We start from the raw sequence: 23,713 nt of genomic DNA on the forward strand, positions 1-23,713 counted from the left end.
GCCGTTCGGGCGTGGCCATGCTTGCGGCGCAAGGTTTCCGTGGGGTGGGCGCCAGGTAACAGGGTGGCGACATGGGCACGTCAGATCAAGTGTTCTGACGCCCCAACACATACCGGGCCGCGGCGTAGGGTTGTCTGGTGCTGCTGACGGTCAATGTCACTTTCGGGGTCGTGCTGGCTGTCCTGCTGGTCGTCGCGGCTACGGTGGCCGCGGTCGCCCACCTCGGGCGGGCCCGCGAGATCGTCGTCGCGGGCGTACGGGCGGCGGTCCAACTCGCGGCCGTCTCCCTGGTGATCGGATGGGTGGTCCGTTCCGTACCGCTGCTGCTCGGCTTTCTGCTGCTGATGTACGCCGTGGCCGTATGGACGGCGGGCCGGCGCATCACCGGGAACCGGACCTGGTGGTGGACCTGGCTGCCGATCGCCGCGGGCGTCGTGCCCGTCGTCGCCGCGCTGCTGCTCACGGGCCTGGTGCCGCTGAAAGGCATCGCGCTGATCCCGGTGACGGGCATCCTCATCGGCGGCGCGCTCACCGCGACCGTGCTCGCCGGGCGCCGGGCGCTGGACGAGCTGGGACTGCGGCGGGGCGAGGTGGAGGCGGGGATGGCGCTCGGGCTGCTCGACCGTGACGCCCGGCTCGAGGTGGCGCGTAGTCCGGCGTCCGACGCGCTGCTGCCGGGCCTCGACCAGACCAGGACCGTGGGCCTTGTCACACTGCCGGGCGCGTTCGTCGGCATGCTGCTGGGCGGGGCATCACCCGTGCTGGCGGGGGCCGTGCAGCTGTTCGTGCTGGTCGCGCTGATGGCGGTGCAGGCGGTGTCGGTGTCGTTGGTGCTGGAACTGGTGGCGCGGGGGCGGCTCTACCGGGATCCGGCCTGACGGCCGTATCCCGTACCCTGGACCGAGCAGAAGGGGAGTAGCTCTTCGCCGGAACGTCGACATACTGCTGGGCCTCGTGCCCGGCCGGCGCCCGGAGGCGGCCTCGTCGAGGCCCGCCAGCGAGACCTTCGGCCGCAGTGCCCATGTACGCATTCATGGCGCTGCCGTGCCGAAGCGACCCCTGAACGTTCAGGACTTCTCGGCAGGGCCGCGCCCCGACCGATTGAGGACTCCCACCCGTGATCAGCTTCACCGTCATGGCGATCACCTTCGGCGTCGTCTTCCTCGCCGAACTCCCCGACAAGACCGCGCTCGCCGGTCTCATGCTCGGCACCCGCTACCGCGCCTCGTACGTCTTCGCGGGCGTAGCGGCCGCCTTCGCCGTCCATGTCGCGCTCGCGGTCGCGGCCGGCAGCGTACTGACCCTGCTGCCGCACCGGCTGGTGCAGGCGGTGGTCGGCCTCCTCTTCCTGGCGGGCGCGTTGCTGCTGCTCATGAAGAAGGACGACGGGGACGAGGAGAACATCAAGGCCCCGGCGGACCAGTCCTTCTGGAAGGTCTCGGGGGCGGGCTTCATGCTCATCCTGGTCGCGGAGTTCGGCGATCTGACCCAGGTCATGACCGCCAACCTCGCCGCCCGCTACGACAGCCCGCTGTCGGTGGGCGTCGGCGCGGTGCTGGCGCTGTGGGCGGTCGCGGGCATGGGCATCCTGGGCGGCCGGACGCTGATGAAGTACGTACCGCTGCGTCTGATCACGAAGGTCGCGGCCTGTCTGATGCTGGCGCTGGCCGGCTTCAGCCTCTTCGAGGCGCTCGCTCCCTGACGCGCGCTCCCTCATCGGCTCGCGCGCTGTTGGCTCGCGCCGTGGTTGGCACGCTGTCGGCTCGCGCCGCCCAGCCCGAATGCCGGCGGTCAGGCCGCCGGGGGTGCCACCCGCAGTCCGATGGTGCCGTCAGGGCCCTCGGTCACGGTCAGGTGCGTGAGGTCCGGGACATGGACGTCCGGGGAGAGGGCCGCCGCGCGGGGGCCCACGCCCACCACGCGCATACCCGCCGCGCGGGCCGCCTGGATGCCCGCCTCGGAGTCCTCGAAGGCGATGCAGTCCGCCGGGTCGAAACCCAGCTCGGCCGCGCCCTTGAGAAAGCCTTCAGGATCCGGCTTGCTCGCGCCGACGCGCTCGGCGGTGACCCGGATCCGCGGCATCGGCAGACCGGCGGCGGTCATCCGGGCCTGGGCGAGCGCCTCGTCCGCCGAGGTCACCAGGGCGTGCGGCAGTCGGGCGACGGCGGCCATGAAGGCGGCGGCGCCCGCGACGGGGACCACGCCCTCGATGTCCGCGGTCTCCTGGGCGAGCATCACCCGGTTGTCGGCGTAGTTCTGCTCCATGGGGCGGTCCGGGAGGAGTACCGCCATGGTGGCGAAGCCCTGCCGGCCGTGGACGACCTTGAGCGCCTCTTCCGGGTCCAGGCCGTGCCCGGTGGCCCAGAGCCGCCAGCAGCGCTCGACCACGGCATCCGAGTTGACGATGGTGCCGTCCATGTCCAGCAGGAGGGCGCGGGCGCGCAGAACGGACGGGGTGGCTGCCGGCATCGGCGTACTCCAGGGCGCGGGAGAAGAGAAACAAGTGGCTCCGCCCGCCGGTCAGGGAATACGGGCGGAACCACTTTGTTCCTACACGATACAAAACGGGGGCGGGTAGCGCCACCCGGTCCCGGTCCGTGGGACGCCCCGCTCCACCCGGTCCCGGTTCAGGGGACCGCGTGCAGCGCCACCGCGGCGGCCGGAGGAGAAGGCTTCGGGCGGCGCGGTTCGCGCACTCCGGCGGACGGCGGACCACCGCCGGGGCCGCCGCGTCCCTCCGCGCGACGGCGCAGCAGCAGCCCGAAGATCAGGATCAGCGGAAGTACGGGCAGGGCGAGCAGGAGCCAGGACCTCTTCATCACCCCACGGTCCGCCGCCGGCGCCGAGTGCGCCATAGCCCGTCAGGGCTCCTGGGTTTCGGCCTCCAGCGCGCGGCGGGTGTTCGGGCCGTACGTGCCTCTGGGATCGCCCCTGACGTGCCGGTCCCGCTGGAAGGCCCGCACCGCGTCCTCGACGCTCTCGCTGTACGTGCCGTCCATCGGGCCCGTGTACAGGGACGCCTCGGCCAGCCGCTGCTGGAGCTCCGTGACCTCGGGCCCGCTGTCCCCGCTCCGCAGTGTGTCCGATGTCCGCCAGCCTGCCGGCTGGGGAGCCGAGCTGGCCGACGCCGACGTGGAGGACGCCGACGAGGGCGCCGCCGCCGTGGCCGCGGGGCCGGACGAGCCGGCGGACGCGCGCGGCGCGAACCGCGCCGCCGAGGCCGTACCGGACGGGGACGCCGACGCCGAGCCGGACACGGATGCGGACCGGCTCGGCGACGAAGAGGGCCCGTCCGGCAGCACGGCAATGCTCGGCGTGCTTGTCTCCCTGTCCAGCAGCGCCTTCTCGCGCTCGTTGCCCCCGGAGAACAACCCCGAGGCGACCGCCGCGGTCCCGGCCACCGCAATCGCCGCCGCGACCACCATGAGCCCGGTGTTCCGCCGCCGTGGGCGGCGGTGCCCAGCCGGGGTGAGGTCCACGGAATCGAGCGCGTGCGGCTCGTCGCGCGGCGCCGGAGCCACCACGTACGGCAGCATCAGGGGGACCGTCGCCGGGCCGGGCTCCCCGCCGCTCCCGCTACCGCCCCCGTCCACGCTCCGCAAGGTCACATAGGGCCGTATGCGCAGCGGATCGAAATGCCCCGGCGACGCGAGGCCCGGCTGCCGCTCCGCCCCCGGCGTGCCCCCGGCACGCTCCGCGCAGTGGCACCCCGGACCGGCTCTGCCGCCGGCACCCGGCGGCTCACCGCATTCAGGACACATGTGTCCGGTCATGGCAGGTTCCCTCCCCAATAGCTGCCAGCGATTATGCAGGCGCCGCCGCGACGGCCCAACGGCCCGGGGGCCACTCGGCAGGCCATATCCGGGCAGACCGATCAGGATGGAGAATGTCCGAGAACGGGCGGCGGGTCGGGCCCGGAAGCGGAACCGAGGTGATCGCCGTGTCCCAGGAAGTGAGCACACCGGCCGTGAGTCCGGCCCCGGGTGAGGGCCAGAAACGGCAGACCGTCATGGTCGCCATCGGTGCACTGCTGCTGGGCCTGCTGCTCGCCGCCCTCGACCAGACCATCGTCGCCACCGCGTTGCCGACCATCGTCAGTGAACTCGGGGGCCTGAAGCACCTTTCGTGGGTGGTCACCGCGTACCTGCTGGCCGCGACCGCCGCCACCCCCCTGTGGGGCAAGCTCGGTGACCAGTACGGCCGGAAGAAGCTGTTCCAGACCGCCATCGTCATCTTCCTCGTCGGCTCCGCGCTCTGCGGCATCGCCCAGAACATGCCTCAGCTCATCGGCTTCCGCGCGCTGCAGGGACTCGGCGGCGGCGGACTGATCGTGCTGTCGATGGCGATCGTCGGCGATATCGTCTCGCCGCGCGAACGAGGCAAGTACCAGGGCCTGTTCGGCGCGGTCTTCGGCGCCTCCAGCGTCCTGGGCCCGCTGCTCGGCGGCTTCTTCACCCAACACCTCAGCTGGCGCTGGGTCTTCTACATCAACCTGCCGGTCGGCGTCGTCGCGCTGCTCGTCATCGCCGCCGTACTGCACATCCCCGTACGGCGGACCAGGCACACCATCGACTACCTCGGCACCTTCCTCATCGCCGCCGTCGCCACCTGCCTGATCCTCGTCGCCTCCCTCGGCGGCACCACCTGGGCGTGGGGCTCGGCGCAGATCATCGCGCTCGCCGTCCTCGGAGCCGTACTCCTCGTCGTATTCGTGTACGTCGAACGGGGCGCCGCCGAACCCGTACTGCCGCTCAGACTCTTCCGTATCCGCACATTCACGCTCGTCGCCGTCATCAGCTTCATCGTCGGCTTCGCGATGTTCGGCGCGTTGACCTATCTGCCGACGTTCCTGCAGGTTGTCCACGGCATCACACCGACCCTGTCCGGTGTGCACATGCTGCCGATGGTGCTCGGCATGCTGCTCACCTCCACGGGCTCCGGCCAGATCGTCAGCCGCACCGGCCGCTGGAAGGTCTTCCCGATCGCCGGCACCGGCATCACCGCTGTCGGCCTCGTACTGCTCCACCAGCTCGATGAGACCAGCTCCACCTGGCAGACGAGCGCGTACCTCTTCGTCTTCGGTGCCGGTCTCGGCCTGGTCATGCAGGTGCTCGTGCTGGTCGTCCAGAACGCCGTCAGCTACGCGGACCTGGGCGTCGCCACCTCCGGCGCGACCTTCTTCCGCTCCATCGGAGCCGCGTTCGGCGTCGCCGTCTTCGGCACGATCTTCGCCGGCCGGCTCCAGAACAAACTGGCCGACGCGCTCGCCGGACGGCCGGTGCCGTCCGGCGCCGGTGCCGGGCAACTGGCCGACGACCCGCGCGCCATCGCCGAACTGCCGCCCGCGCTGCGCCCGTCGGTACTCCATGCGTACTCCTCGGCCATCACCGATGTCTTCCTGTACGCCGTGCCCGTCGTGATGCTCGCCTTCCTCATCGCCTGGTTCCTCAAGGAGGACAAGCTGCGCGGCTCGGTCACCGCGCCCGATACCAGTCAGACGCTGGCCTCCAACCCGGTCGAGCGCTCCTCGCACGATGAGGTGGCCCGGGCCCTCTCGGTACTGGGCTCGCGCGAGGGACGGCGCCAGATCTACGAGAAGATCGGCGCGAAGGCGGGGTACGACCTGCTGCCCGAGGCCAGTTGGCTGCTGCTGCGGATCAGGCGCCACGGCACGGTCGAGCCGGCCCTGCTCGCCGACGCCACCCCCGTACCACTGCACATCATCACCGACGCGGCACGGCAGGTGGAGGAGCGGGGGCTCGCCCGCCGCGAGGGGCTGCAGCTGATCCTCACCGACCCGGGCGTCGAGGCGGCCGTACGGCTCGCGAAGGCGCGCGAGGAGTCCCTCTCGGAGCTGCTGGGCGACTGGTGGGCGCCGGAGCGGCCGACCGATCTGGTGCAGCTGGTGAAGGAGCTGAACGCGGAGCTGTGCGGGTCGGACGCCGAGCGGCCGTACAGTCCGCCGCCGAAGCGGGACCACGCGGCCTGAACTCCCGGGCGGCTGACGGCTCCGGGTCGGCTGACAGCTCCGGGTGCCCGGGGCCGGTCAGAGTTCCTTGCCGTACCAGATCTCCATGTACGGACCCGAGCAGTACGCCGGGATCTCGGCGTAGCCGTTCCGGACGTAGAGCTTCCGCGCCTCGATCAGATCGAGCCGGGTGTTGAGAACCATCCGCCGGGCGCCCAGCTTGCGCGCCTCGCTCTCCAGGGTCTCCAGCAGGATTCCGGCGCCTCTCCTGCCGCGGAAGGCGCGGCGCAGAAAGACGCGCGTGAGCTCTGCCCGCTCGGCGTCCAGCATCAGGACCCCGCCGCAGGCCGCGGCCTTGGTGCCGTACCGCCCGACCACGAACTGACCGGTGGGCGGCGTGAGTTGCTCGGCACCGTCGCCGCTGAGCCCCTGGTCGATCTCCTCGGCGGTCGCGGGGCGCTGCCAGTAGCGGCTCGCGACCTCGCCGTAGTACTCGCGCCGCAGGGCGCTCGCGTCGGAGGAGTCGAACGCTTCGGGGGCCAGGGTCCAGGTGGTCATGACGATCTCTGTACCGGAGGGGCGGGCTGTTTGGCCAACGAATTCCGGGCAACCCGCCTTCAGGAGGGCCCCTCAACCGACACCGAATCGTGAACAGGGAAGGCAGTTATGTCCACAGTCCTGATCGTCATCGCTCTGGTAGCGGTGTTCGCGATCGTCGTCGCCGCCGTGCTCTACGCCGGTCCGGGCAGGGGAGGCGGCCGGCGGGGTCTGAAGCGGCGGTTCGGCCCCGAGTACGACCTGGTCCTCACCCGCCACGACGGCGACACCAAAGCGGCGGAACGTGAACTGGACGAGCGCGTCAAGCGCCACGGTGACATGAAGCCGCAGCCGCTGGCGAACGAGACACGTGAGCTGTACGTCGCCAAGTGGGCCGGTCTCCAGGAGCGCTTCGTCGACTCGCCGGCCGAAGCCGTCGCCGAGGCGGACCAGCTGCTGGCGCGGCTGGCGGGGGAGCGGGGCTTCCCCGAGGCCGCACAGCACGAGGAGCAGCTCGCCGCGCTCTCCGTGCACCACGCGCAACACGTGGGCGGCTACCGCCGGATGCACCGCGCGGCGGGCGCACGGTCGAGCACGGAGGAGCTGCGTGAGGCGATGGTCGAGAGCCGGGCGCTCTTCGAGGCCCTGCTCCACACCCGCGCCGCCGAGGACACCCGCCCGCACCGGGCCGGTGTGGTGGGGCGCGGCGGTCGCGGGCATCTGCTGAAGCCGAAGGGGAGTGGCGCCTGATGACGTACGAAGCGGAGCGTGCACCGACAACTGAGCGTGCACCGACACCTGAGCGGGTCCAGTCACCTGCGCGTGAACAGACACCAGTACATGCCGAGACACCTGAGCGGGTTCAGTCACCCGGGCGGGCCGAGACACCTGAGCGGATCCAGGCAACCGAGCGGGCCGAGACACCTGAGCGGGTCCAGGCACCCGAGCGGGCCGAACGTCTCGAGGGCCCTGAGTACCTTGAGCACTTCGAGCGCGATGAGGACCATGAGTCCCGCGACGAGAACCCGTCGCGGCAGCTGATCCCGCAGGACGAGTGCGACAAGCTGACGCTGCGACTGCAGCAGTCCCTCGGCGGTTTTGTCGACGGGCCGCGGCATGCGGTCGAGGAGGCCGCCGCGATACTGGAGGACACCGCCGACCGCATCACGACCGCCCTCACCGAACGGCGCCAGGCTCTCCGCGCCGACTGGGACAGCGGGAAGGAGCGCCGCCCGGTGGAGGCGGACACGGAGGAGCTGCGGGTCGCCCTGCGCGCGTACCGCGAGGTGACGGAGCGGCTGCTGCGGATCTAGTTCGTGGCCGGAGGCCCGGGTGTTGTGCCCGGCCCTCCGGCTTCGGCCTCAGGCCTTCGGGGCGGCCTGCTGGACCACCTCGAACGACCACAGCGTGGACCCGGAGGCGGCGGGCTTGGGACGCTCGCCGCCTTCGCCGCTGCCCGGGCCTCCCTGGCCCGCGCCGTGGGAGGCCTTCATCGAGCCCTCCATCCAGGCCTGGAAAGAGGCCTCGTCGCGCCAGCGGGTGTAGACGAGGTACTCGTCGGTCCCCTCCACGGGGCGCAGCAGCTCGAACCACTCGAAGCCGTCGGAGTTCTCCACCGAGCCCGCGCGGGACGCGAAGCGCTTCTCCAGCACCTCGCGCTGCTCGGCCGGGACGGTCAGGACGTTGATCTTCACAATGCTCATGCCGCCATCTTGCCGCACGGCCTGCGCTCACCGGCATGACGCACGGGGCGGGTTGGGGGCACAGCCGCGTCCCGCCTCTTCGCGGGCAGGACAGTCGGGCAGGACAGTCGGGCAGGACAGTCGGGCAGGGCGGTCGGGCAGACAGACAGTTGGTTGGTCGGTCGGTCGGTCGGGCGGTCGGGTCGGACGGCCGGGCACCGGCCGCCGCGACCACCCGCCCCACCCTCAGGCCACCACGCGCGCCACCAGCAACCCGTCGTACCCCTTCGTGCCCACCGTCTGTACCGCCGTCGCGCTCAGCCGCGGTTCCCGTGCCACCAGTTCGTACATCTCCCGCGTGCCCACGATGGCCGGATGCGTGTTGTCCGCGTCCACCACCGCCCCGCCCCGCACCGCGTTGTCGACGATGATCACGCTGCCCGGGCGGCTCAGCTTCAGCGCCCACTCCACGTAGCGCGGGTTGTTCTCCTTGTCCGCGTCGATGAAGATCAGGTCGAACGGGCCCGCGCCCGGTTCCGTCGCCAGCTTCGGCAGTGTCTCCAGCGCCGCGCCCGTCCTGACCTCAGCGATCTTGGCGAGGCCCGCGTGGGCGAGATTCGCGCGGGCCACCTCCGCGTGCCCCGGGTTGTACTCCAGCGAGATCAGCCTGCCTTCCTCGGGCAGCGCCCTGGCCAGCCAGATCGTGCTGTAGCCGCCCAGCGTGCCGATCTCGAGCACCGTGCGCGCGCCCTGCAGCTGGGCCAGCAGATACAGCAGCTTGCCCTGGTTCGGGGCGACAGCGATGGCCGGCAGGCCGGCCGCGTCGCTCGCCGCGAGCGCGGCGGTCAGCGCTTCGTCGTCCTGGACAAGGATGTCGGTGATAAAGCGGTCTACGGCGTTCCACCGTTCCTGGTTCTCCTGGGTCATACGCCCCAACCTATTTCAGGCGATCGGTGGCGGCACTTGGATTGCCGGAGGAGGCGGGACCGGCCTGCGCCGCCGTGCCCGTACGCGCACGAGCACCACTGCCGCGAGAACCGCCAGAGCCCCGCCGACCGTCAGCAGCCACGCCGGGACACCGGCCACCGTCAACAGCCTGTTTTCGTACACCACCCGCCGGAAGGGGGTGTCCTTGTCCGCGGCGCGCAGCTCATGGTCGCCGTCGATCCGCCTGGGCTCCGGAAACTCCTGGTCCAGCGCCGTCAGGAATCTCTCGCCGCCGCCGGTGAACGCGCCGAGCGCCCCGCTCGCCTGCACTTTCCCCGCGTACGTGACCTCCGGCGTGTTCCCGCCGATCGAGCCGCGCGGCTCCATCCGGTGCGGCGCCAGCACGAACAGACCCAGCGACTGCGCGGTCCTGGCCAGCCGCGACAGCCGCATCGGGTAGATGAGCCGGTCGCTGGCGAAGCGCAGCCGCAGCGGGTCGAGCGTGCCGCGCAGCACGGAGCCCTCCGCATCGGGGGCCAGGCGCACCGCCACGTACTCCCACTTCTGCTCGACGTACGGCTTCAGCGCGCCGGTGAGGCCGTCCGGCAGCTCGAAGCCGTTCCGCTCCAGCCAGCCGCGCAGCGCGCCGGGATCGGTCGCCGTCAGCCGTGCGACATCGAAGTCGCCGAGGCGCTCGCGGCCGACCACACCCACCGCCGGCGCACCCGCCGCGGGGGCCGGTGCGCCCGCGGAGTCGGCGGAGGAACCTGAGGAGAAGGGCCAGTCGTGGCCGCGCGGCCAGAAGTAGTGTCGCGTCCGGTGCTCCGGCGCGATGATCGTCTCGAGCTCGTCGAAGAGTGCGCTGTCGCCGAGCTCGACCGTCGCACGGCTCGGCACCGGCATGATCCAGGCAGCCTTGGGAGCGTTTCCGTCGACCGTGAAGCGCATCAGTATCTGCTCCGTACGGCCGTCCCAACCGACCACCGACGTCTCCCGGTTGACGGACATGTACGACTGCTTGTCCGGCACCATCGCGCCGCATCCGCAGGCGTACGCCGGGCTGATCAGCGATCCGAGCTGCAGCGCGAGCAGAGCGAGCACCACCATCAGCAACCGCTGTCCGTGTGGCGCGCGCGCCGCTGTCCTGTCTTGTATGTTCCCCCGCATGCCTCCTGTGACGGCGCCGCGGACCTCGCGGTTCCGGTGTCGTCGAACGAGATATCCGGTCAAAACAGGGTGACAGTCAGGCGAAGAGGGGGTTGCCTGAGTCTCCTTCATGGGGCAGTGCGAGGCTCTACGAATCCGGAGCGGCCCGGACACGGAATCCGGAGCGGGCCGGACACGCAGGACCCGGCACACAGAACGTTGTCCAGGAATACAGAACGTGGGGAGGCGCGGCGCGACGTGGCGAACGCGGAGCACAGCGTGCACGGAAGTGCGACGACGGATACGAGGATGGGCGCGGTCAGGGCCGCCCTATGGCTCGTGGCGGCCGTCCTCGCGGTACGGCAGGCAGCGGCAGTGCTCCGGCATCCGCCCGGTGAACGGCTCACCGACCTGGAGACCTGGATCGGCGAGAACGGCGTCCTGCATATGAAGGGCTCGCTGTACGACTCCGACAGGTTCACCGGTACGCCGTTTGCCGGACTCGTACTGAAGCCACTGACCCGGGCCGCCGAGCAGGCGCTCGGCATCGCCTGGACCTTCGGGACGCTGCTGCTCGTCGTCGTGCTCGGCCTGGTCGTCGCCCGCGCTCTGCCGGGACCCGTTTCGCGCCGCAGCGGACTGCTCGCCGCGCCCATCGCGATCAGCCTGCTGATGCTCTCGCTGCCCGTGCGCAACAGCTTCTACCTGGGGCAGACCAGCATCATTCCGGTCCTGCTGGTGCTGCTCGGCTGCTTCGCCGTGCGCGGCGAGAGGCCGTCCGGCGTGCTGATCGGCTTCGGCGCGGCGCTCCAGCCGACGGTGCTGCTCTTCGCGCCGCTGCTCTGGTTCACCGGCCGCAGACGCGCCGCGGTCACCTCGGCGGCCACCTTCGCCGCCTCCTCGGCGCTCGCCTGGGCCGCGCTGCCCAGCGACTCCTGGACGTACTGGGTGCACCATGTCGCCGGCGCCGGGCTCGGCGCCCGCCCGGACAGCCTGGCCAACCAGTCACTGCACGGCGCGCTGCTCCGTCTCGGCCCGGCGGGCCCGCTCGAGATCGCGCTCTATGCCGCGCTCGCCGCCGCGGTCTGCTTCTTCGGCCTGCGCCGTGCCGTCCGCTACGCCCAGGACGGACAGCTGCTCCTCGCCGTCGCCCTGACCGGCTGTGTGGCCGTCGCCGTCTCGCCCACCGCCTGGCAGCACCAGCTGCTGTGGGTGCTCCTGGCCGTCGTCGGCCGGGTCGGCAAGCGCGCCTCGGACCGCATGCTGTGGCCCGTCCTGGTGATCCTCGCGATCACACTGCCGGGCACGATGCTGCTGCCCAACATGGCGGTGCTCTATCCCGTACGCGACAACGTCCTGCTGATCGCGGCCCTGGCCGCGGCGGTCGCGGTGCCGTTCCTGCCCCGTACCTCGCCGTACTTCCGGCGGCCGGTGCCGACCGAGTACGCCCTGCCGCTCCCGGCCCGCTGGAGCCGGGTGCCGCTGCTGCCGTTCTGGCGGCGTGTGCTCAGCCGCCCGAACCTGCTGCTCGAACTGCTGGTGATACGGGTCGGCTACTCCGTCTACTCGCACATCCGCGCCGCCGCCACCGGCGGCGTGACGGCGGCCGAGGAGCACGGCCGGCAGATCATCTCCGCCGAGCAGGCGCTCGGCATCGACGTCGAGCACTGGGTCAACCACGCGGTGGTGAAGGCCGAGTGGGTAGAGGCCTTCTTCAACTTCTACTACACGTCCTTCCACTTCGTGGTGCCGCTGGCCATCCTCGGTGTGCTGTACGTCCGCCGCCCCGCCGACTACCGCTGGGCGCGCTCGTCGCTCGCCTTCGCGACGCTGCTGGCACTGCTCGGCTTCTGGCTGTACCCGCTGGCCCCGCCGCGACTGATGCCGGGCATGGAATTCATCGACACGGTGCACGGCCCGCAGGACCTCGCCAACCCGGACTACGGGGCGATGACGGCGGTCACCAACCAGTACGCGGCGATGCCGTCGCTGCATTTCGGCTGGTCGCTGTGGTGCGGACTGATTGTCCTGCTCCTCGCGCCGAAGCTGTGGATGAAGCTCCTCGGCCTGCTCCACCCGCTCTTCACCGTCTGCGCGATCGTGGCCACGGCCAACCACTGGGTACTGGACGCGGCGGGCGGCGCGGCGGTGGTGGGCGCGGGCTTCGGCTTGACGTACCTGCTGGCGGGCCGGCGGCAGCTTCGGGTGCCGGCGGGGGCGGTACCGGGGGCGAGAGCGGACGCGCACGTGGACGAGCCCGCGCAGGAGCCTGTCCCGGCCGCGCCGAAGTAGCACGCGCGCCCCAGGGAGTACGGGTCGTCCCCGTACCCCCTGGGGGTGGATCGTCGCGTTCAGGCCAGGATCCGCCTACGGGCACCTTTCCGCCACTCGGGCGGCCGAAATGTCATCGTTCCTGGTACGAGCGTGGCGACCGTTGACTACTCTCGGCTACGGGTCGGCTACAACCTGCCCTGCCGTTGGTGGAGTTGAACGAGGGGATGCCCGCCATGAGCCAAGTCAACGTCCTCGACCCGAGTGCGTCGCCGCTCGACTACTACGGCTACGAGTTGCGTCGCCACCGGGAGGCGGCCGGCCTCACGCAGAAGCAGTTGGGCGAGATCATCAGCTACACGGGGTCGCTGGTCGGCCAGATCGAGACGGCGCGGAAGTTGCCGACGGGGGAGTTCAGCGAGCGGGTGGATGCGGCGCTGGGCACGGGTGGGTTGCTGTCCCGATTGCTGGATCTGGTGTTGCGCAGCCAACTGCCGTCCTGGTTCCAGCAGATCGCGGAGCTGGAGGCCCGAGCCACGGAGATCTACGCGTTCCAGGCGCAGCTCGTGCATGGCCTTCTGCAGACAGAGGCGTACGCCCGGGCGGTGCTCGGGGTGATGGACCCGACCGATCTGGACCGCCGTGCGGCTGCTCGGCTGGCGCGACAGCGGATCCTGGAGAAGCAGGAGCCGCCGGTGCTGTGGGCGGTGCTCGGCGAGGCGGTGCTGTACCAGGGGATCGGCGGCCGTGAGGTCATGCGGAGGCAACTGCTCCACCCGTCTTCCCACTTGGACAACCCACGGGTGAACGTCCAGGTTCTGCCGTTTACAGCCGGCGCCCATGCCGGGCTTCCCGGTTCGTTCGACCTCTTCCGCTTCGCGAGCGACCCGGCCATCGTCTATAGCGAGGACTACGAGACCGGTCATCCCACCGCGAATCCGGTTGAGGTCAGGGCGCGTTCGCTCCGTTACGATCACCTCCAGGCCGCGGCCCTGTCCTTGCAGGACTCGGCGGAGCTGATCCGGCACATCATCGAGGAGCGCTATGGGGAGCAGCACGAAGTGGCGTAGGTCGAGCCATAGCAGCGACCAGGGCGGCGAGTGCATCGAGTGCGCTCCCCTCAACGGCGCCGCCTGGCGTAAGTCGAGCTACAGCTCCGACACCGGCGGCTCCTGCGTCGAGATCGCCGAGGCCCCCCACGCTGTCGCCGTACGCGACTCCAAGGACCTCTCCCGCCCGCCCTTCCGCGTCTCCCGTACCGCCTTCGTCGTGTTCGTCGACTCTCTGCGCTGACCGGCGGGAGGCAGAGGCGTGGCGGGGGGTTGGTGGCCCCTGCCTCCCACGGCGGACCGGGTCAGCCGTGGCTGACCCGGAGTTCCTTGATGCCGTTGAGCCAGGCCGAGCGCAGCCGCCGCGGGTCGCCGGCCAGTCGCAGATCCGGCAGGACGTCCGCTATCGCGTTGAAGATCAGGTCGATCTCCATCACGGCAAGGGACTTGCCGAGGCAGAAGTGCGGGCCTCCGCCGCCGAAGCCGAGGTGCGGGTTCGGGTCGCGGGTGATGTCGAACTGCTCGGGCTCGTCGAAGACTTCGGGGTCGTTGTTGGCGGAGGAGTAGAAGATTCCGACCCGGTCCCCCTTCTTGATCTGCCGGCCGCCCAGCTCCAGATCCTGCGTGGCGGTGCGCTGGAAGGAGACCACGGGCGTCGCCCAGCGCACGATCTCCTCCGCCGCCGTCCCCGGCCGGTCCCGCTTGTAGAGCTCCCACTGCCTGGGATGCGTGAGAAACGCGTGCATGCCGTGGCTGATCGCGTTCCTCGTCGTCTCATTGCCCGCGACCGCCAGCAGGATCACGAAGAAGCCGAACTCGTCGTTGGAGAGGTTGCCTTCGTGCTCCGCCGCGACCAGTTGGGACACGATGTCCTTGGCCGGACACTCCTTGCGGGCCGCGGCCAGATTCATCGAGTACGCGACGATCTCCATCGCAGCCTCGGCGCCGATCTCCTCGGTGATCGCGTACTCCGGGTCGTCGTATGCCGCCATCTTGTTGGACCAGTCGAAGATCTTCGTACGGTCCTCCTGCGGTACGCCGATGAGTTCCGCGATCGCCTGGAGCGGGAGTTCCACCGCGATGTTGGTGACGAAGTCGAAGCTGCCGTCGTCCTTCGCGCCGGCAAGCGCGGTCTCCACGATGGAGCGGGCGCGGCTGCGCAGGGCCGATTCCAGGGACCGGATCGCCCGCGGGGTGAATCCGCGCTGGACGATCTGGCGGACACGGGTGTGCTCCGGCGGGTCCATATTGAGCATGATCAGCTTCTGGACCTCGATCTGGTCGCGGCTGATCGACTCCTTGAAGCGGATGACCGCGGTGTTGGTGTTGGAGGAGAAGAGTTCGGGGTGGGTGGAGACATGCTTGACGTCGGCGTGCCGGGTGACGGCCCAGTAGCCCTCGTCCTGGAAGCCGGAGATGCCGGCCGGCTGGCTGCACCACCAGACCGGGGCGGTCTGCCGCATCCGGGCGAACTCCGGGTGGGGGACGCGGGCTTGGAGCAGGTCGGGATCGGTGAAGTCGAACCCTTCGGGCACATGGGGGCAGTCCTTCGGCAGCTTCACGGTCAACTCCAGGTCTGGCGGTGGTGTCGGTGACCGAGGTGGTCACGGGGGTGGTGACACGGCTTGCTGACGACCCATCAGAAGTTGACGGAAAGGTAGTAGCGAGTTCTACAAGTGGCAAGGGCCGCGGCGGGATCTGTTGCCGGTGAGGGGTGCAGCAGGGGCGTGCAAGGCCCTTGCGTACCGGGGGTAGCACTCATAAGACTGCTATGAGAACTAGAACGCGTACTAGTTCGGCCGTGGGAGCGCCGGGACGCTCAGCGGCTGTGCGAGGAGAGGACGAGCTCATGGCCGCGGAACCCGTCATCGTCGAAGCCGTACGCACCCCCATCGGCAAGCGCTCAGGCGCGCTTGCCAACCTCCATCCCGCCTATCTGCTGGGCGAGACCTATCGCGAACTTCTCGGCCGCACCGGCATCCATGCCGACTGCGTCGAGCAGGTGGTGGGCGGTACGGTCACCCACGCCGGCGAACAGTCCATGAACCCCGCGCGCAACGCCTGGCTGGCGATGGGGCTTCCGTACGAGACCGCGGCCACGACCGTGGACTGCCAGTGCGGTTCTTCGCAGCAGGCGAGCCATATGGTCGCGAACATGATCGCGGCCGGTGTCATCGACGTCGGCATCAGCTGCGGCGTCGAGGCGATGTCGCGGGTGCCGCTGGGGAGCGGCTCCAAACACGGGCCGGGCAAGCCGTTCCCCGACGAGTGGAACGTGGATCTGCCCAACCAGTTCGAAGCGGCCGAGCGCATCGCGCGCAACCGCGGGCTGACGCGTGAACGGGTCGACTCCTTGGGGCTGCTGTCGCAGGAGCGGGCCGCTGTGGCGTGGGCCGAGGAGCGCTTCAAACGCGAGACGTTCGCCGTGCAAGTGCCCACCACGGAGGAGGAGCAGGCCGCAGGGCAGGGGATGTGGCGGCTCGTCGACCGCGACGAGGGGCTGCGGGACACCAGCATGGAAGCGCTGGCAAGGCTGAAGCCGGTCATGCCGACGGCCGTGCACACCGCGGGCAACTCCTCGCAGATATCCGACGGAGCGGCCGCGATCATGTGGGCGTCCAAGCGGATGGCGCGCGCTCTGAAGCTGAGGCCGCGGGCCCGGATCGTCGCGCAGGCGCTGGTCGGCGCGGACCCGCACTATCACCTCGACGGGCCGATCGACGCGACGCGTGCCGTGCTCGGCAAGGCGGGAATGTCGCTCAAGGACATCGACCTGGTGGAGATCAACGAGGCGTTCGCGTCGGTGGTGCTGAGCTGGGCGCAGGTCTTCGAGCAGGACCTGGAGAAGGTCAATGTCAACGGTGGCGCGATCGCGCTCGGGCATCCGGTGGGGGCGACCGGGGCGCGGCTGATCACCACGGCCCTGCATGAACTGGAGCGCAGGGACAAGGAGTTCGCGCTGATCACCATGTGCGCGGGCGGGGCGCTGGCGACGGGCACGATCATTCAGCGGCTGTAGGGGTCCGGCCCGCCTCGTGCCGTACCCGGGGGCAAACCCCGGGTCCCCGGTACGTGCTCCGGGGCTTCCTCCACGCCCGCGGGGCGCAGGGGGCGTGTCCTCGATCGCCGGACGGGCTGGATCCGCCCGCTCGAACGGGCTGGATTTTCCCGCCTGATGCGCTGGATCTTCCAGCGGGCCGGATCAGCCGCTCCGGCGATGGAGGTGCGAGTTCCGGGGCGGAGCCCCAGGAGGTCTCGTGGGCCGGATCAGTACCAGCCCTGCGCCTGCCAGGAGGACCAGGCGCCACAGGGGCTGCCGTAGCGCGACTTCATGTAGTCCAGGCCCCACTTGATCTGGGTGGCCGGGTTGGTCTTCCAGTCGGCGCCCGCGGACGACATCTTGCCGCCCGGCAGTGCCTGGACGAGGCCGTACGCACCACTGGACGGGTTGGAGGCGTTCACATTCCAGCCGCTCTCGTGCTCCACGATCTTGCTGAAGCACTGGAACTGCGCGTCGTCCGCGATCATCTTCTGGGCGATCGCCTTGGGGGACCCGGACCCGTTCTCCGAGGTGGGAGCGGCGGCGGCCGTGGCCGGGTTCATGCCGAGCGCCATGCCGGCAGTGCCCAGGACAAGGGCGGAGCCGACGAGAGCGGACTTCGGGCGGCGGGTGATTCGGCTGACGAGCGAGCGGGACACAGGGTGACCTAACTTCCGAGAACAGGGCCGTCGCGGGCATGCCGGAACTCGCTTGTACGCGCGGGATCCGGCCGCCTGAGAGGCACTGCGGCTCCGGTGAGGAGCACTGACTGCGCCTTGCGACTGGACCAGTTCTAGCGGCGGGGTCAGCCCGTGGCAACGACCCTTGTTACTAGCCGAGCTCGCACCCGGGAGGGAACGCAGGGGGCTCGGTGATGGAGGTTCCCGCAGGTGGCGGCGGGGATCAGATGGGTCACTATGACCGATAAAAGGTACTATTCAGGCTCGTATCGGACCAAAGCCCTGTGGGGCGGCTCACCCCGGGAGGCACTGCCGGGGGTCTCGAATGTGACCTGCGCCTCGAAGGCGGCACGGCGTGTGGCCCGGCGCAGCGCCTTGAGGACCGTCGAGCCGATGGTGAGGGTCAGTACGACGGTGAGCACCGCACGTCCGAGGTCCCAGCCGAAGGAGGTCGCCGCGCAGTAGGCGAGGAAGCGGACCAGGTTCTCCCGCACCGGATCGCCGGGGTGGAAGGAGAAACCGGAGGAGAGGCCGCCGATGTACGTCCAGCCCTGGAGATTCATGATCGTGCCGTAGGCGAACGCGGCGGCGGCCCCGTACACCCCGAGCACCAGAAGCTCGGCGCGGCCGCGCAGCCGGTCCGGCCCCGGCAGCAGGCCCGCGCCCATCGTGAACCACCCCATCGACAGCATCTGGAACGGCATCCACGGGCCGACACCGCCGGTGAGCAGCGCGGACGCGAACATGGTGACCGAGCCGAGTACGAAGCCGAAGCCCGGCCCGAGCACCCGCCCGCTCAGCACCATCAGGAAGAACATGGGCTCCAGGCCGGCGGTGCCCGCGCCCAGCGGCCGCAGCGCGGCGCCGACCGCGGCGAGGACTCCGAGCATCGCCACCGCCTTGGCGTCCATCCCGGTATCGGCGATCGTCGCGACGACGACGGCGACGAGGAGCGGGAGCAGCGCGGCGAAGAGCCACGGCGCGTCGGCGGAGTGGGCGAGCCCGGAGTCGGCGTCGGCGAGCAGCGGCCAGCCGAACGCGATCACCCCGATCGCGCTGACCAGGACGAGGGCGGCGATGGACCGGGGGCCGAGGCGTACGGCGCGGCCCCGTGTGGTGTGGTTCACAGGGCGTCCCTGACCTGGGAGACGGTCAGCCACTTCTGCGGGGCCAGGATCTTGGCGACCTGGGGCGCGAAGGCGGGCGAGGAGACCACGACCTCGGCGGTCGGGCCGTCCGCGACGATCTCGCCGTCGGCCAGGATCACCACCCGGTGCGCGAGGTCGGCGGCCAGCTCCACGTCGTGGGTGGCCAGGACGATGGCGTGCCCCTCGGCGGCCAGACTCTTGAGGACGGTGACGAGCCGGGCCTTCGCCGCGTAGTCCAGACCCCGGGTCGGCTCGTCGAGGAGGAGGAGCGGCGGCCGCCCGGTGAGCACGATGGCCAGCGCCAGGGCGAGGCGCTGCCCCTCGGAGAGATCGCGGGGATGGGTCCCGTCCGGTACGTCGGGGAGCAGCTCCGTCACCAGGGCGCGGCAGGAGCCGGGTGCGGCGCCCGCGTCGGCGTCGGCCGCCGCGCACTCCGCCGCCACCGTGTCCGCGTACAGCAGATCGCGCGGCTCCTGGGGAACCAGGCCGACCTGGCGCACGAGCTCACGGGGGTGGGTGCGGTGGGGTGTGTGGCCGCCGACGAGGACCGTGCCGGAGGTGGGCTCGACGATGCCGACGAGGGTGGAGAGGAGAGTCGATTTTCCGGCGCCGTTGCGGCCCATGAGGGCGATGGCCTCGCCGGGGGCGACGGTGAGATCGATGTGGCGGAGGGCCTCTACGCGGTCGCGGCGGACGGTGAGCGCGCGGGTCTCGGCGAGCGGACCGCCCGAGCCGGGGCTCAGCCCCATACCCCGCGCCTCGATCGCCGGCGGGGCCGACATCGGCCCGGTCCGGGCCGGGGCTCCGCCCCAGGCCCCGCGCCTCAATAGCCGGCGGGGCCGCATTGCGGCCCGTCCGGCGATCGAGGACACGGCAGAAGGCCGTACGGGGGCCCCGGTTACGGGAAGGGGCGGGGTGGGGGAAAGACCCTCCAGGCGCTCCCGCAACGCACCGGCCCCGCGGCGCGCGTCGCGTACCGACAACGGCAGCGGGTCCCAGCCCGCCAGGCGGCCCAGCGCCACCACCGGAGGGTGCACCGGCGAGATGGCCATGACCTCCGCCGGCGCCCCGATCACCGGGGGCTCCCCGGGCGCGGGCAGCAGGATGACCTGGTCCGCGTACTGCACCACCCGCTCCAGGCGGTGCTCCGCCATCAGAATCGTCGTGCCGAGATCGTGGACCAGCCGCTGCAGGACCGCCACGACCTCCTCCGCCGCCGCCGGGTCCAGCGCGGATGTCGGCTCGTCGAGCACAAGGACCTTTGGGTGCGTGGTCAGCACCGAGCCGATGGCGACGCGCTGCTGCTGTCCGCCGGAGAGCGTGGCGATCGGGCGTTCGCGCAGCTCGGCCAGCCCGAGGAGATCGAGCGTCTCCTCGACACGGCGGCGCATCACTTGGGGTGCGAGACCGAGCGACTCCATGCCGTACGCCAGCTCGTCCTCGACCGTGTCGGTGACGAAGTGGGCGAGCGGGTCCTGGCCCACCGTGCCGACGACATCGGCGAGTTCGCGCGGCTTGTGGGTACGGGTGTCGCGGCCGTCGACGGTGACGCGGCCGCGCAGGGTGCCGCCGGTGAAGTGCGGGACCAGGCCGGAGACCGTGCCCAGCAGTGTCGACTTGCCGACACCGGACGGCCCGACCAGAAGCACCAACTCGCCCTCGGGCACGGTCAGGTCGACACCGCTGATCGCGGGTGCGCCGGCATCGCCGTACGTCACCGACACGTCTTCGAAGCGGATCACGGTTTCTCCTGCGAGACGGGTACGGGCGCGATGAAGGCGGGAAGCAGACCGATGAGGATGCTCGCGGCGGGCCACAGGGGCAGCGTCGGCGCGGTCGGCGGTACGACACCGGGGTGCAGCGCCTCCGGGTCGTATGTACCCGCCCGGATCATCAGGACAGCGACGGCCGCGCCGGATCCGGCAACGAGCCAGGACCGCGGGCCCCAGCGGTCGGGACGGTAGCGGGTGCGTACGGAGCGCCGGCCGCCCAGCCGGAGACCGGCGAGCGCGGCGAGGAGCCCGGCGGCGAGGAGGGGCAGAGCGTACGAAGCGCCCTCCGCGGCGAGCAGTCCGTACGAACCGGCGCAGACGCCGAGGAGCCCCCCGAGCGTGAGGACGGTGGTGGTGCGGCGGACGGCGGGCGGGACGTGCGCGGTACGTCCGTAGCCGCGCGCGTCCATGGACGCGGCGACGGCGACGGACCGCTCGAGCGCGCCCTCCAGGACGGGCAGCCCGATCTGCACGATCGCCCTGATGCCGCCGGTGGGGCGGCCGCGCAGGCGGCGGGCGGTACGCAGCCGGACCACGTCCGCGACCATGTTGGGCGCGAAGGTCATGGCGACGACGACGGCGACGCCGACCTCGTACAGGGCGCCCGGGAGGGACTTGAGCAGGCGGGCGGGGTTGGCGAGCGCGTTGGCCGCGCCGACGCAGATGAGGAGCGTGGCGAGCTTGGCGCCGTCGTACAGCGCGAAGAGCAGCTGCTCGGCGGAGACCCTGCCGCCGATGCGTACGCCTCGCGCCCAGTCGGGCAGCGGTACTTCGGGAAGGCTGAACAGGACATGGGTCCCCGGGATCGGCGAGCCGAGGACGACGGAGAAGAGCACGCGCACGCCGATGACGAAGAGCCCGAGCTTGACGAAGGCCCCGTACGAACGGGCCCAGGGCGCGTCGGTACGCCGGGCGGCCACGACGTATCCGGCGACGCCGACGAGGAGCCCGAGAAGCAGCGGATTGGTGGTCCGCGACGCGGCGGTGGCAAGCCCGAGGGCCCAGATCCACCAGGCCCCGGCATGCAGGGCGTTGCTTCGACTGGCGGCGGGCGCGAGGAAGTACGACCTGCGGGGCGGTGTGCCGTCGCCCGGGTGACCGGCTGTTCGCTGCGGTGTCTCGTCGGCCTGGTGACCGGCGGCCCGTGGCGGTGCGGTGCCGGTCGGTCGGGGCGGTTTTCCGCGGCCCCGGTGGTCGGCGGCTTGTCGCGGTGCTGTGCCGCTCCGGCCGGGGGCATGGGGCTGCGCCCGGTCGGCCGGGTGACCGGCTGTTCGCTGCGGTGCGTCGTCGGCCTGGTGACCGGCGGCCCGTGGCGGTGCGGTGCCGGTCGGTCGGGGCGATCCGTCCACCGGCCGTTCGGCCGCCCGCTGTTGCGCCCCGTCGCCGTGGCTGTCGGCCGCCTGGGGCGACGCCCCGTCAATCCCGCGCCCCGCCTCCGGGCCGCGGGTCACAGCATCTCCGGATCCACCCCGCCGCAGTGGCTCCGCTTCGTCTCGCACCGTCGATGCCCCGGTCGTCATCCCCGGCGGCGGCGCGACTGCCATACCGCCGCGGTGCCGAGTACCGCCACCGCCGCGATGCCGGCGATGAGGCCGACCGACGGACCGCCCTCGTCGTCATCGCTCCTGCTGTTCGCCGCGGACGCGGATGTGGCCGCAGAAGCTGACGGCTCCGGTTTCGCCGCGACCTGTTCGCCGCAGCCCGACTTCGGGTAGCCCGAGATCGCGCAGAGCAGCGCTCCGCTGTTGTACCGCAGCGGCTTCGCCACCGATGCCAGCGCCTCCGCGCTCGTCGCGTCCTTGCCGACCTGCGCACACGCCGACCGCGACGCGGGCGGGGTCTCGCCCGCCGGGGCGTCCGCCGGCGTTCCGGAGTCGATGACCAGCGCGATCCGCTTCATGCCGTCCTTCGGTGGCGTCCCGCCGCAGACCGCACCGAAGTCCGGGGCCTTTCGCGGCTGCGCCGAGTCCCCGCTGTCCTCGCTCACCGAGAAGCGGAAACCGTTCACCGAGCCGTCCGACGGCCTCGCCGTGGCCGGTCCCTCTGTGGCGTACGTCCACTTCCCGCCGCCGCTCTGCCAGAACGACCAGTAGCGGTAACCCGCCGCCTGCGCCGGACCCGCGCCCAGCACCGCGAGTGCGGCGCCGAGCGCGAGGACGAGACAGAGGACTCGGGTGCGCATCACCGCTGCTGGTTCTTCTTGCGGCCGCTGATGAGGATTCCGGCGCCGACACTGGCGACGAAGAACACGCCCACGATCCACCACACCCCGACGCCCGAGCCGGAGTCCTTCTCCTCGTCCTTCTTCTCGTCCGCGGCCTGCGCCGGCTGCCCCTTCGTCGACTTGGGCGCGGGGCCCGTCGCGTTGAGCCCGGACACCAGGTCCGTCCCGCCGAAGCTCTTCGGGTCCGCGCCACTCGCATGCACGGCGAAGATCAGCTGTGCGTACGCCGCCGGGCCGGACGCCTTCGCCCAGGCCGCCGAGTTCTGCCGCAGCCACTCCAGCGGCTTCTTCGCCCGGCCACCGAGGCCCTGCGCGTTCAGCGCGACGATCGCGTCCGCCGTGTTCCCGAAGTCCGGCTTCTCCGTCGGGTCCGTGGCGCCCGGCATCGGCGCCGTGTCGAGGTGCCCGGTCCTGGCGAGCGCGGTCGCCAGGTACGCCGCGCCGTTGTGTGCCGCACCCTCGACCGTCGTCGCCTTCTCGCAGACCGTGCCCTTGGCGTCCTTCGTGCCCGCCGTCACGACCAGGCCCTTGCCGTGCGCGCCGGCCACGGCCGCCGCCGTGGAGTCGGCGACGATGCCGGGCGACTTCAGCTGGAAGACGAACGCGCCGCCCTCCTTCCCGCCGCACGGCTTCGCGAACGCCAGCAGCGCTTCGTACGGCGTCTTCCCGCCCTTCGACTTCACCGCCGCCGGCTTCTCGCCCGCCGCCGCGAGCGCGCCGATCACGATGGATGTGGAGTTGGCGTCGCTGGCTCCGCCCGGGTTATAGCCCCAGCCGCCGTCCGCGTTCTGCACGGACTTCAGCCAGTCGGCCGTCTTCTTCACGGTGGCGTCCTGCCCGCCGAGCGCGGCGAGCGCCTGCACCGCGGCCGCCGTGGCGTTGGAGTCCAGCGGCAGCTTGGCGTCGCACGCCTTGGTCGCGTCCGCGCGGTATGACGGGAAGCCGCCGTTGTCGCACTGCTGACCTGTCAGCCAGTCCACGGCCTTGTCGGCCGGCGTGACGCCCACCGTGTCCTGCGCGAGCAGCGCCAGCGACTGCCGCCAGACACCGTCGTACGTCGGGTCGCCCGTGCCGTACAGACCGGCCGGCAGCGCGGTCGACGGCTTCGGGGACGGCGCCGCTGTCGCGGCCGGGGCGGCGGCCGAGGCAATGGCCACGCCGAGTACGGCGGAGGCGGCGAGCGATATGGCGCTGCGGCGAACGGTGGTCATGGCGGGCTGGGCCTCTCCTGGGGGGGGAGCCGGGCACAGGCACGCTGAGGTACCAGGG

24 protein-coding genes are annotated in these 23,713 nt (G+C 71.2%); 10 read left to right on the forward strand and 14 right to left on the reverse strand.

Annotation, left to right across the window (positions count from 1 at the left end; translation table 11 throughout):
• The first annotated feature begins 137 nt into the window (after positions 1-137).
• Entirely contained in the window at positions 138-878 is a 741-nt protein-coding gene (locus ACWDZ6_RS02225; RefSeq protein ID WP_389177067.1) for an ABC transporter permease, read from the forward strand.
• Positions 879-1,117: 239 nt separating this feature from the next.
• The gene (locus ACWDZ6_RS02230; RefSeq protein WP_389177069.1) at positions 1,118-1,702 is read left to right on the forward strand and encodes a TMEM165/GDT1 family protein; all 585 of its coding nucleotides are present in this window, start codon (positions 1,118-1,120) and stop codon (positions 1,700-1,702) included.
• Positions 1,703-1,791: 89 nt separating this feature from the next.
• On the opposite strand, the gene ACWDZ6_RS02235 is transcribed toward ACWDZ6_RS02230, so the two are convergent.
• The 3 genes from ACWDZ6_RS02235 to ACWDZ6_RS02245 all read right to left on the reverse strand — a co-directional run bounded on the left by ACWDZ6_RS02235 (position 1,792) and on the right by ACWDZ6_RS02245 (position 3,077).
• Positions 1,792-2,469, reverse strand: a complete 678-nt coding sequence (locus tag ACWDZ6_RS02235) for an HAD-IA family hydrolase (RefSeq protein ID WP_451501310.1) — start codon at positions 2,467-2,469, stop codon at positions 1,792-1,794.
• A 158-nt stretch (positions 2,470-2,627) separates the two neighbouring features.
• Positions 2,628-2,819 (reverse strand): hypothetical protein, encoded by a 192-nt coding sequence (locus ACWDZ6_RS02240; protein WP_389177073.1) that lies wholly within the window; start codon positions 2,817-2,819, stop codon positions 2,628-2,630.
• Between the two features lie 42 nt (positions 2,820-2,861).
• Positions 2,862-3,077, reverse strand: coding sequence for a peptidoglycan-binding domain-containing protein (locus ACWDZ6_RS02245; protein ID WP_366734872.1), 216 nt, complete (start codon positions 3,075-3,077; stop codon positions 2,862-2,864).
• A 1-nt stretch (position 3,078) separates the two neighbouring features.
• Between ACWDZ6_RS02245 and ACWDZ6_RS02250 the strand changes: the two genes are divergently transcribed.
• A complete protein-coding gene (locus tag ACWDZ6_RS02250) occupies positions 3,079-3,612 on the forward strand; it encodes a hypothetical protein (RefSeq protein WP_451501479.1) in 534 nt (177 codons plus the stop codon).
• A 274-nt stretch (positions 3,613-3,886) separates the two neighbouring features.
• Positions 3,887-5,989, forward strand: a complete 2,103-nt coding sequence (locus ACWDZ6_RS02255) for a DHA2 family efflux MFS transporter permease subunit (protein WP_451501311.1) — start codon at positions 3,887-3,889, stop codon at positions 5,987-5,989.
• A 57-nt stretch (positions 5,990-6,046) separates the two neighbouring features.
• Here ACWDZ6_RS02255 and ACWDZ6_RS02260 read toward each other — a convergent pair whose 3' ends face one another.
• Positions 6,047-6,526: a GNAT family N-acetyltransferase gene (locus tag ACWDZ6_RS02260; RefSeq protein WP_451501312.1), complete on the reverse strand. Its 480-nt coding sequence runs from the start codon at positions 6,524-6,526 to the stop codon at positions 6,047-6,049.
• Between the two features lie 108 nt (positions 6,527-6,634).
• On the opposite strand from ACWDZ6_RS02260, the gene ACWDZ6_RS02265 reads away from it, so the two are divergent.
• Positions 6,635-7,255, forward strand: coding sequence for a hypothetical protein (locus tag ACWDZ6_RS02265; protein ID WP_451501313.1), 621 nt, complete (start codon positions 6,635-6,637; stop codon positions 7,253-7,255).
• On the forward strand, positions 7,255-7,818 hold the full coding sequence (locus ACWDZ6_RS02270) for a hypothetical protein (protein ID WP_451501314.1): 564 nt from the start codon (positions 7,255-7,257) through the stop codon (positions 7,816-7,818). The genes ACWDZ6_RS02265 and ACWDZ6_RS02270 overlap by 1 nt, the downstream gene beginning before the upstream one ends.
• A 48-nt stretch (positions 7,819-7,866) precedes the next feature.
• On the opposite strand, the gene ACWDZ6_RS02275 is transcribed toward ACWDZ6_RS02270, so the two are convergent.
• The 3 genes from ACWDZ6_RS02275 to ACWDZ6_RS02285 all read right to left on the reverse strand — a co-directional run bounded on the left by ACWDZ6_RS02275 (position 7,867) and on the right by ACWDZ6_RS02285 (position 10,221).
• Positions 7,867-8,208 (reverse strand): antibiotic biosynthesis monooxygenase family protein, encoded by a 342-nt coding sequence (locus tag ACWDZ6_RS02275; RefSeq protein ID WP_366734852.1) that lies wholly within the window; start codon positions 8,206-8,208, stop codon positions 7,867-7,869.
• A 225-nt stretch (positions 8,209-8,433) separates the two neighbouring features.
• Positions 8,434-9,114 (reverse strand): O-methyltransferase, encoded by a 681-nt coding sequence (locus ACWDZ6_RS02280; protein ID WP_451501315.1) that lies wholly within the window; start codon positions 9,112-9,114, stop codon positions 8,434-8,436.
• 15 nt (positions 9,115-9,129) lie between these two features.
• On the reverse strand, positions 9,130-10,221 hold the full coding sequence (locus ACWDZ6_RS02285) for a DUF2330 domain-containing protein (RefSeq protein ID WP_451501464.1): 1,092 nt from the start codon (positions 10,219-10,221) through the stop codon (positions 9,130-9,132).
• 348 nt (positions 10,222-10,569) lie between these two features.
• Between ACWDZ6_RS02285 and ACWDZ6_RS02290 the strand changes: the two genes are divergently transcribed.
• The 3 genes from ACWDZ6_RS02290 (at position 10,570) to ACWDZ6_RS02300 (ending at position 13,824) form a co-directional block, all read left to right on the forward strand.
• Positions 10,570-12,552 carry a bifunctional glycosyltransferase 87/phosphatase PAP2 family protein gene (locus tag ACWDZ6_RS02290; protein WP_451501465.1) on the forward strand — a complete coding sequence of 661 codons (1,983 nt, stop codon included), beginning with the start codon at positions 10,570-10,572 and terminating at the stop codon, positions 12,550-12,552.
• A 215-nt stretch (positions 12,553-12,767) separates the two neighbouring features.
• Positions 12,768-13,601, forward strand: coding sequence for a helix-turn-helix domain-containing protein (locus tag ACWDZ6_RS02295; RefSeq protein WP_451501316.1), 834 nt, complete (start codon positions 12,768-12,770; stop codon positions 13,599-13,601).
• Positions 13,576-13,824 carry a DUF397 domain-containing protein gene (locus ACWDZ6_RS02300; protein ID WP_451501317.1) on the forward strand — a complete coding sequence of 83 codons (249 nt, stop codon included), beginning with the start codon at positions 13,576-13,578 and terminating at the stop codon, positions 13,822-13,824. The genes ACWDZ6_RS02295 and ACWDZ6_RS02300 overlap by 26 nt, the downstream gene beginning before the upstream one ends.
• Positions 13,825-13,885: 61 nt before the next feature.
• Here the strand turns inward: ACWDZ6_RS02300 and ACWDZ6_RS02305 are convergent, their stop codons facing one another.
• Entirely contained in the window at positions 13,886-15,142 is a 1,257-nt protein-coding gene (locus ACWDZ6_RS02305) for a cytochrome P450 (RefSeq protein ID WP_451501318.1), read from the reverse strand.
• 287 nt (positions 15,143-15,429) lie between these two features.
• Here ACWDZ6_RS02305 and ACWDZ6_RS02310 point away from each other — a divergent pair, with 287 nt between their 5' ends.
• Entirely contained in the window at positions 15,430-16,599 is a 1,170-nt protein-coding gene (locus ACWDZ6_RS02310) for a steroid 3-ketoacyl-CoA thiolase (RefSeq protein WP_451501319.1), read from the forward strand.
• 248 nt (positions 16,600-16,847) lie between these two features.
• Here ACWDZ6_RS02310 and ACWDZ6_RS02315 read toward each other — a convergent pair whose 3' ends face one another.
• The 6 genes from ACWDZ6_RS02315 to ACWDZ6_RS02340 form a co-directional block, all read right to left on the reverse strand.
• Positions 16,848-17,279, reverse strand: a complete 432-nt coding sequence (locus ACWDZ6_RS02315) for an aggregation-promoting factor C-terminal-like domain-containing protein (RefSeq protein ID WP_326649658.1) — start codon at positions 17,277-17,279, stop codon at positions 16,848-16,850.
• Between the two features lie 275 nt (positions 17,280-17,554).
• Positions 17,555-18,427 (reverse strand): ECF transporter S component, encoded by an 873-nt coding sequence (locus ACWDZ6_RS02320; protein ID WP_451501320.1) that lies wholly within the window; start codon positions 18,425-18,427, stop codon positions 17,555-17,557.
• Complete coding sequence (locus tag ACWDZ6_RS02325) at positions 18,424-20,190, reverse strand: ABC transporter ATP-binding protein (protein WP_451501321.1); 1,767 nt, start codon at positions 20,188-20,190, stop codon at positions 18,424-18,426. The genes ACWDZ6_RS02320 and ACWDZ6_RS02325 overlap by 4 nt, the downstream gene beginning before the upstream one ends.
• Positions 20,187-21,248: an energy-coupling factor transporter transmembrane component T gene (locus ACWDZ6_RS02330; protein ID WP_451501466.1), complete on the reverse strand. Its 1,062-nt coding sequence runs from the start codon at positions 21,246-21,248 to the stop codon at positions 20,187-20,189. The genes ACWDZ6_RS02325 and ACWDZ6_RS02330 overlap by 4 nt, the downstream gene beginning before the upstream one ends.
• A 488-nt stretch (positions 21,249-21,736) precedes the next feature.
• The gene (locus tag ACWDZ6_RS02335; RefSeq protein ID WP_451501322.1) at positions 21,737-22,402 is read right to left on the reverse strand and encodes an SCO2322 family protein; all 666 of its coding nucleotides are present in this window, start codon (positions 22,400-22,402) and stop codon (positions 21,737-21,739) included.
• Positions 22,402-23,655: a prenyltransferase/squalene oxidase repeat-containing protein gene (locus ACWDZ6_RS02340; RefSeq protein ID WP_451501323.1), complete on the reverse strand. Its 1,254-nt coding sequence runs from the start codon at positions 23,653-23,655 to the stop codon at positions 22,402-22,404. The genes ACWDZ6_RS02335 and ACWDZ6_RS02340 overlap by 1 nt, the downstream gene beginning before the upstream one ends.
• Positions 23,656-23,713: the final 58 nt, after the last annotated feature.

This window comes from Streptomyces sp. NPDC002926 (genome assembly GCF_053591755.1).

Bases quoted from the DNA above. Each gene is read 5' to 3' on its own strand.
- ACWDZ6_RS02235 (WP_451501310.1), bottom strand. From the start codon at position 2,469: ATGCCGGCAGCCACCCCGTCCGTTCTGCGCGCCCGCGCCCTCCTGCTG.
- ACWDZ6_RS02240 (WP_389177073.1), bottom strand. From the start codon at position 2,819: ATGAAGAGGTCCTGGCTCCTGCTCGCCCTGCCCGTACTTCCGCTGATC.
- ACWDZ6_RS02255 (WP_451501311.1), top strand. From the start codon at position 3,887: ATGTCCGAGAACGGGCGGCGGGTCGGGCCCGGAAGCGGAACCGAGGTG.
- ACWDZ6_RS02260 (WP_451501312.1), bottom strand. From the start codon at position 6,526: ATGACCACCTGGACCCTGGCCCCCGAAGCGTTCGACTCCTCCGACGCG.
- ACWDZ6_RS02265 (WP_451501313.1), top strand. From the start codon at position 6,635: ATGTCCACAGTCCTGATCGTCATCGCTCTGGTAGCGGTGTTCGCGATC.
- ACWDZ6_RS02270 (WP_451501314.1), top strand. From the start codon at position 7,255: ATGACGTACGAAGCGGAGCGTGCACCGACAACTGAGCGTGCACCGACA.
- ACWDZ6_RS02275 (WP_366734852.1), bottom strand. From the start codon at position 8,208: ATGAGCATTGTGAAGATCAACGTCCTGACCGTCCCGGCCGAGCAGCGC.
- ACWDZ6_RS02280 (WP_451501315.1), bottom strand. From the start codon at position 9,114: ATGACCCAGGAGAACCAGGAACGGTGGAACGCCGTAGACCGCTTTATC.
- ACWDZ6_RS02285 (WP_451501464.1), bottom strand. From the start codon at position 10,221: ATGGTGGTGCTCGCTCTGCTCGCGCTGCAGCTCGGATCGCTGATCAGC.
- ACWDZ6_RS02290 (WP_451501465.1), top strand. From the start codon at position 10,570: ATGGGCGCGGTCAGGGCCGCCCTATGGCTCGTGGCGGCCGTCCTCGCG.
- ACWDZ6_RS02295 (WP_451501316.1), top strand. From the start codon at position 12,768: ATGAGCCAAGTCAACGTCCTCGACCCGAGTGCGTCGCCGCTCGACTAC.
- ACWDZ6_RS02300 (WP_451501317.1), top strand. From the start codon at position 13,576: ATGGGGAGCAGCACGAAGTGGCGTAGGTCGAGCCATAGCAGCGACCAG.
- ACWDZ6_RS02310 (WP_451501319.1), top strand. From the start codon at position 15,430: ATGGCCGCGGAACCCGTCATCGTCGAAGCCGTACGCACCCCCATCGGC.
- ACWDZ6_RS02335 (WP_451501322.1), bottom strand. From the start codon at position 22,402: ATGCGCACCCGAGTCCTCTGTCTCGTCCTCGCGCTCGGCGCCGCACTC.
- ACWDZ6_RS02340 (WP_451501323.1), bottom strand. From the start codon at position 23,655: ATGACCACCGTTCGCCGCAGCGCCATATCGCTCGCCGCCTCCGCCGTA.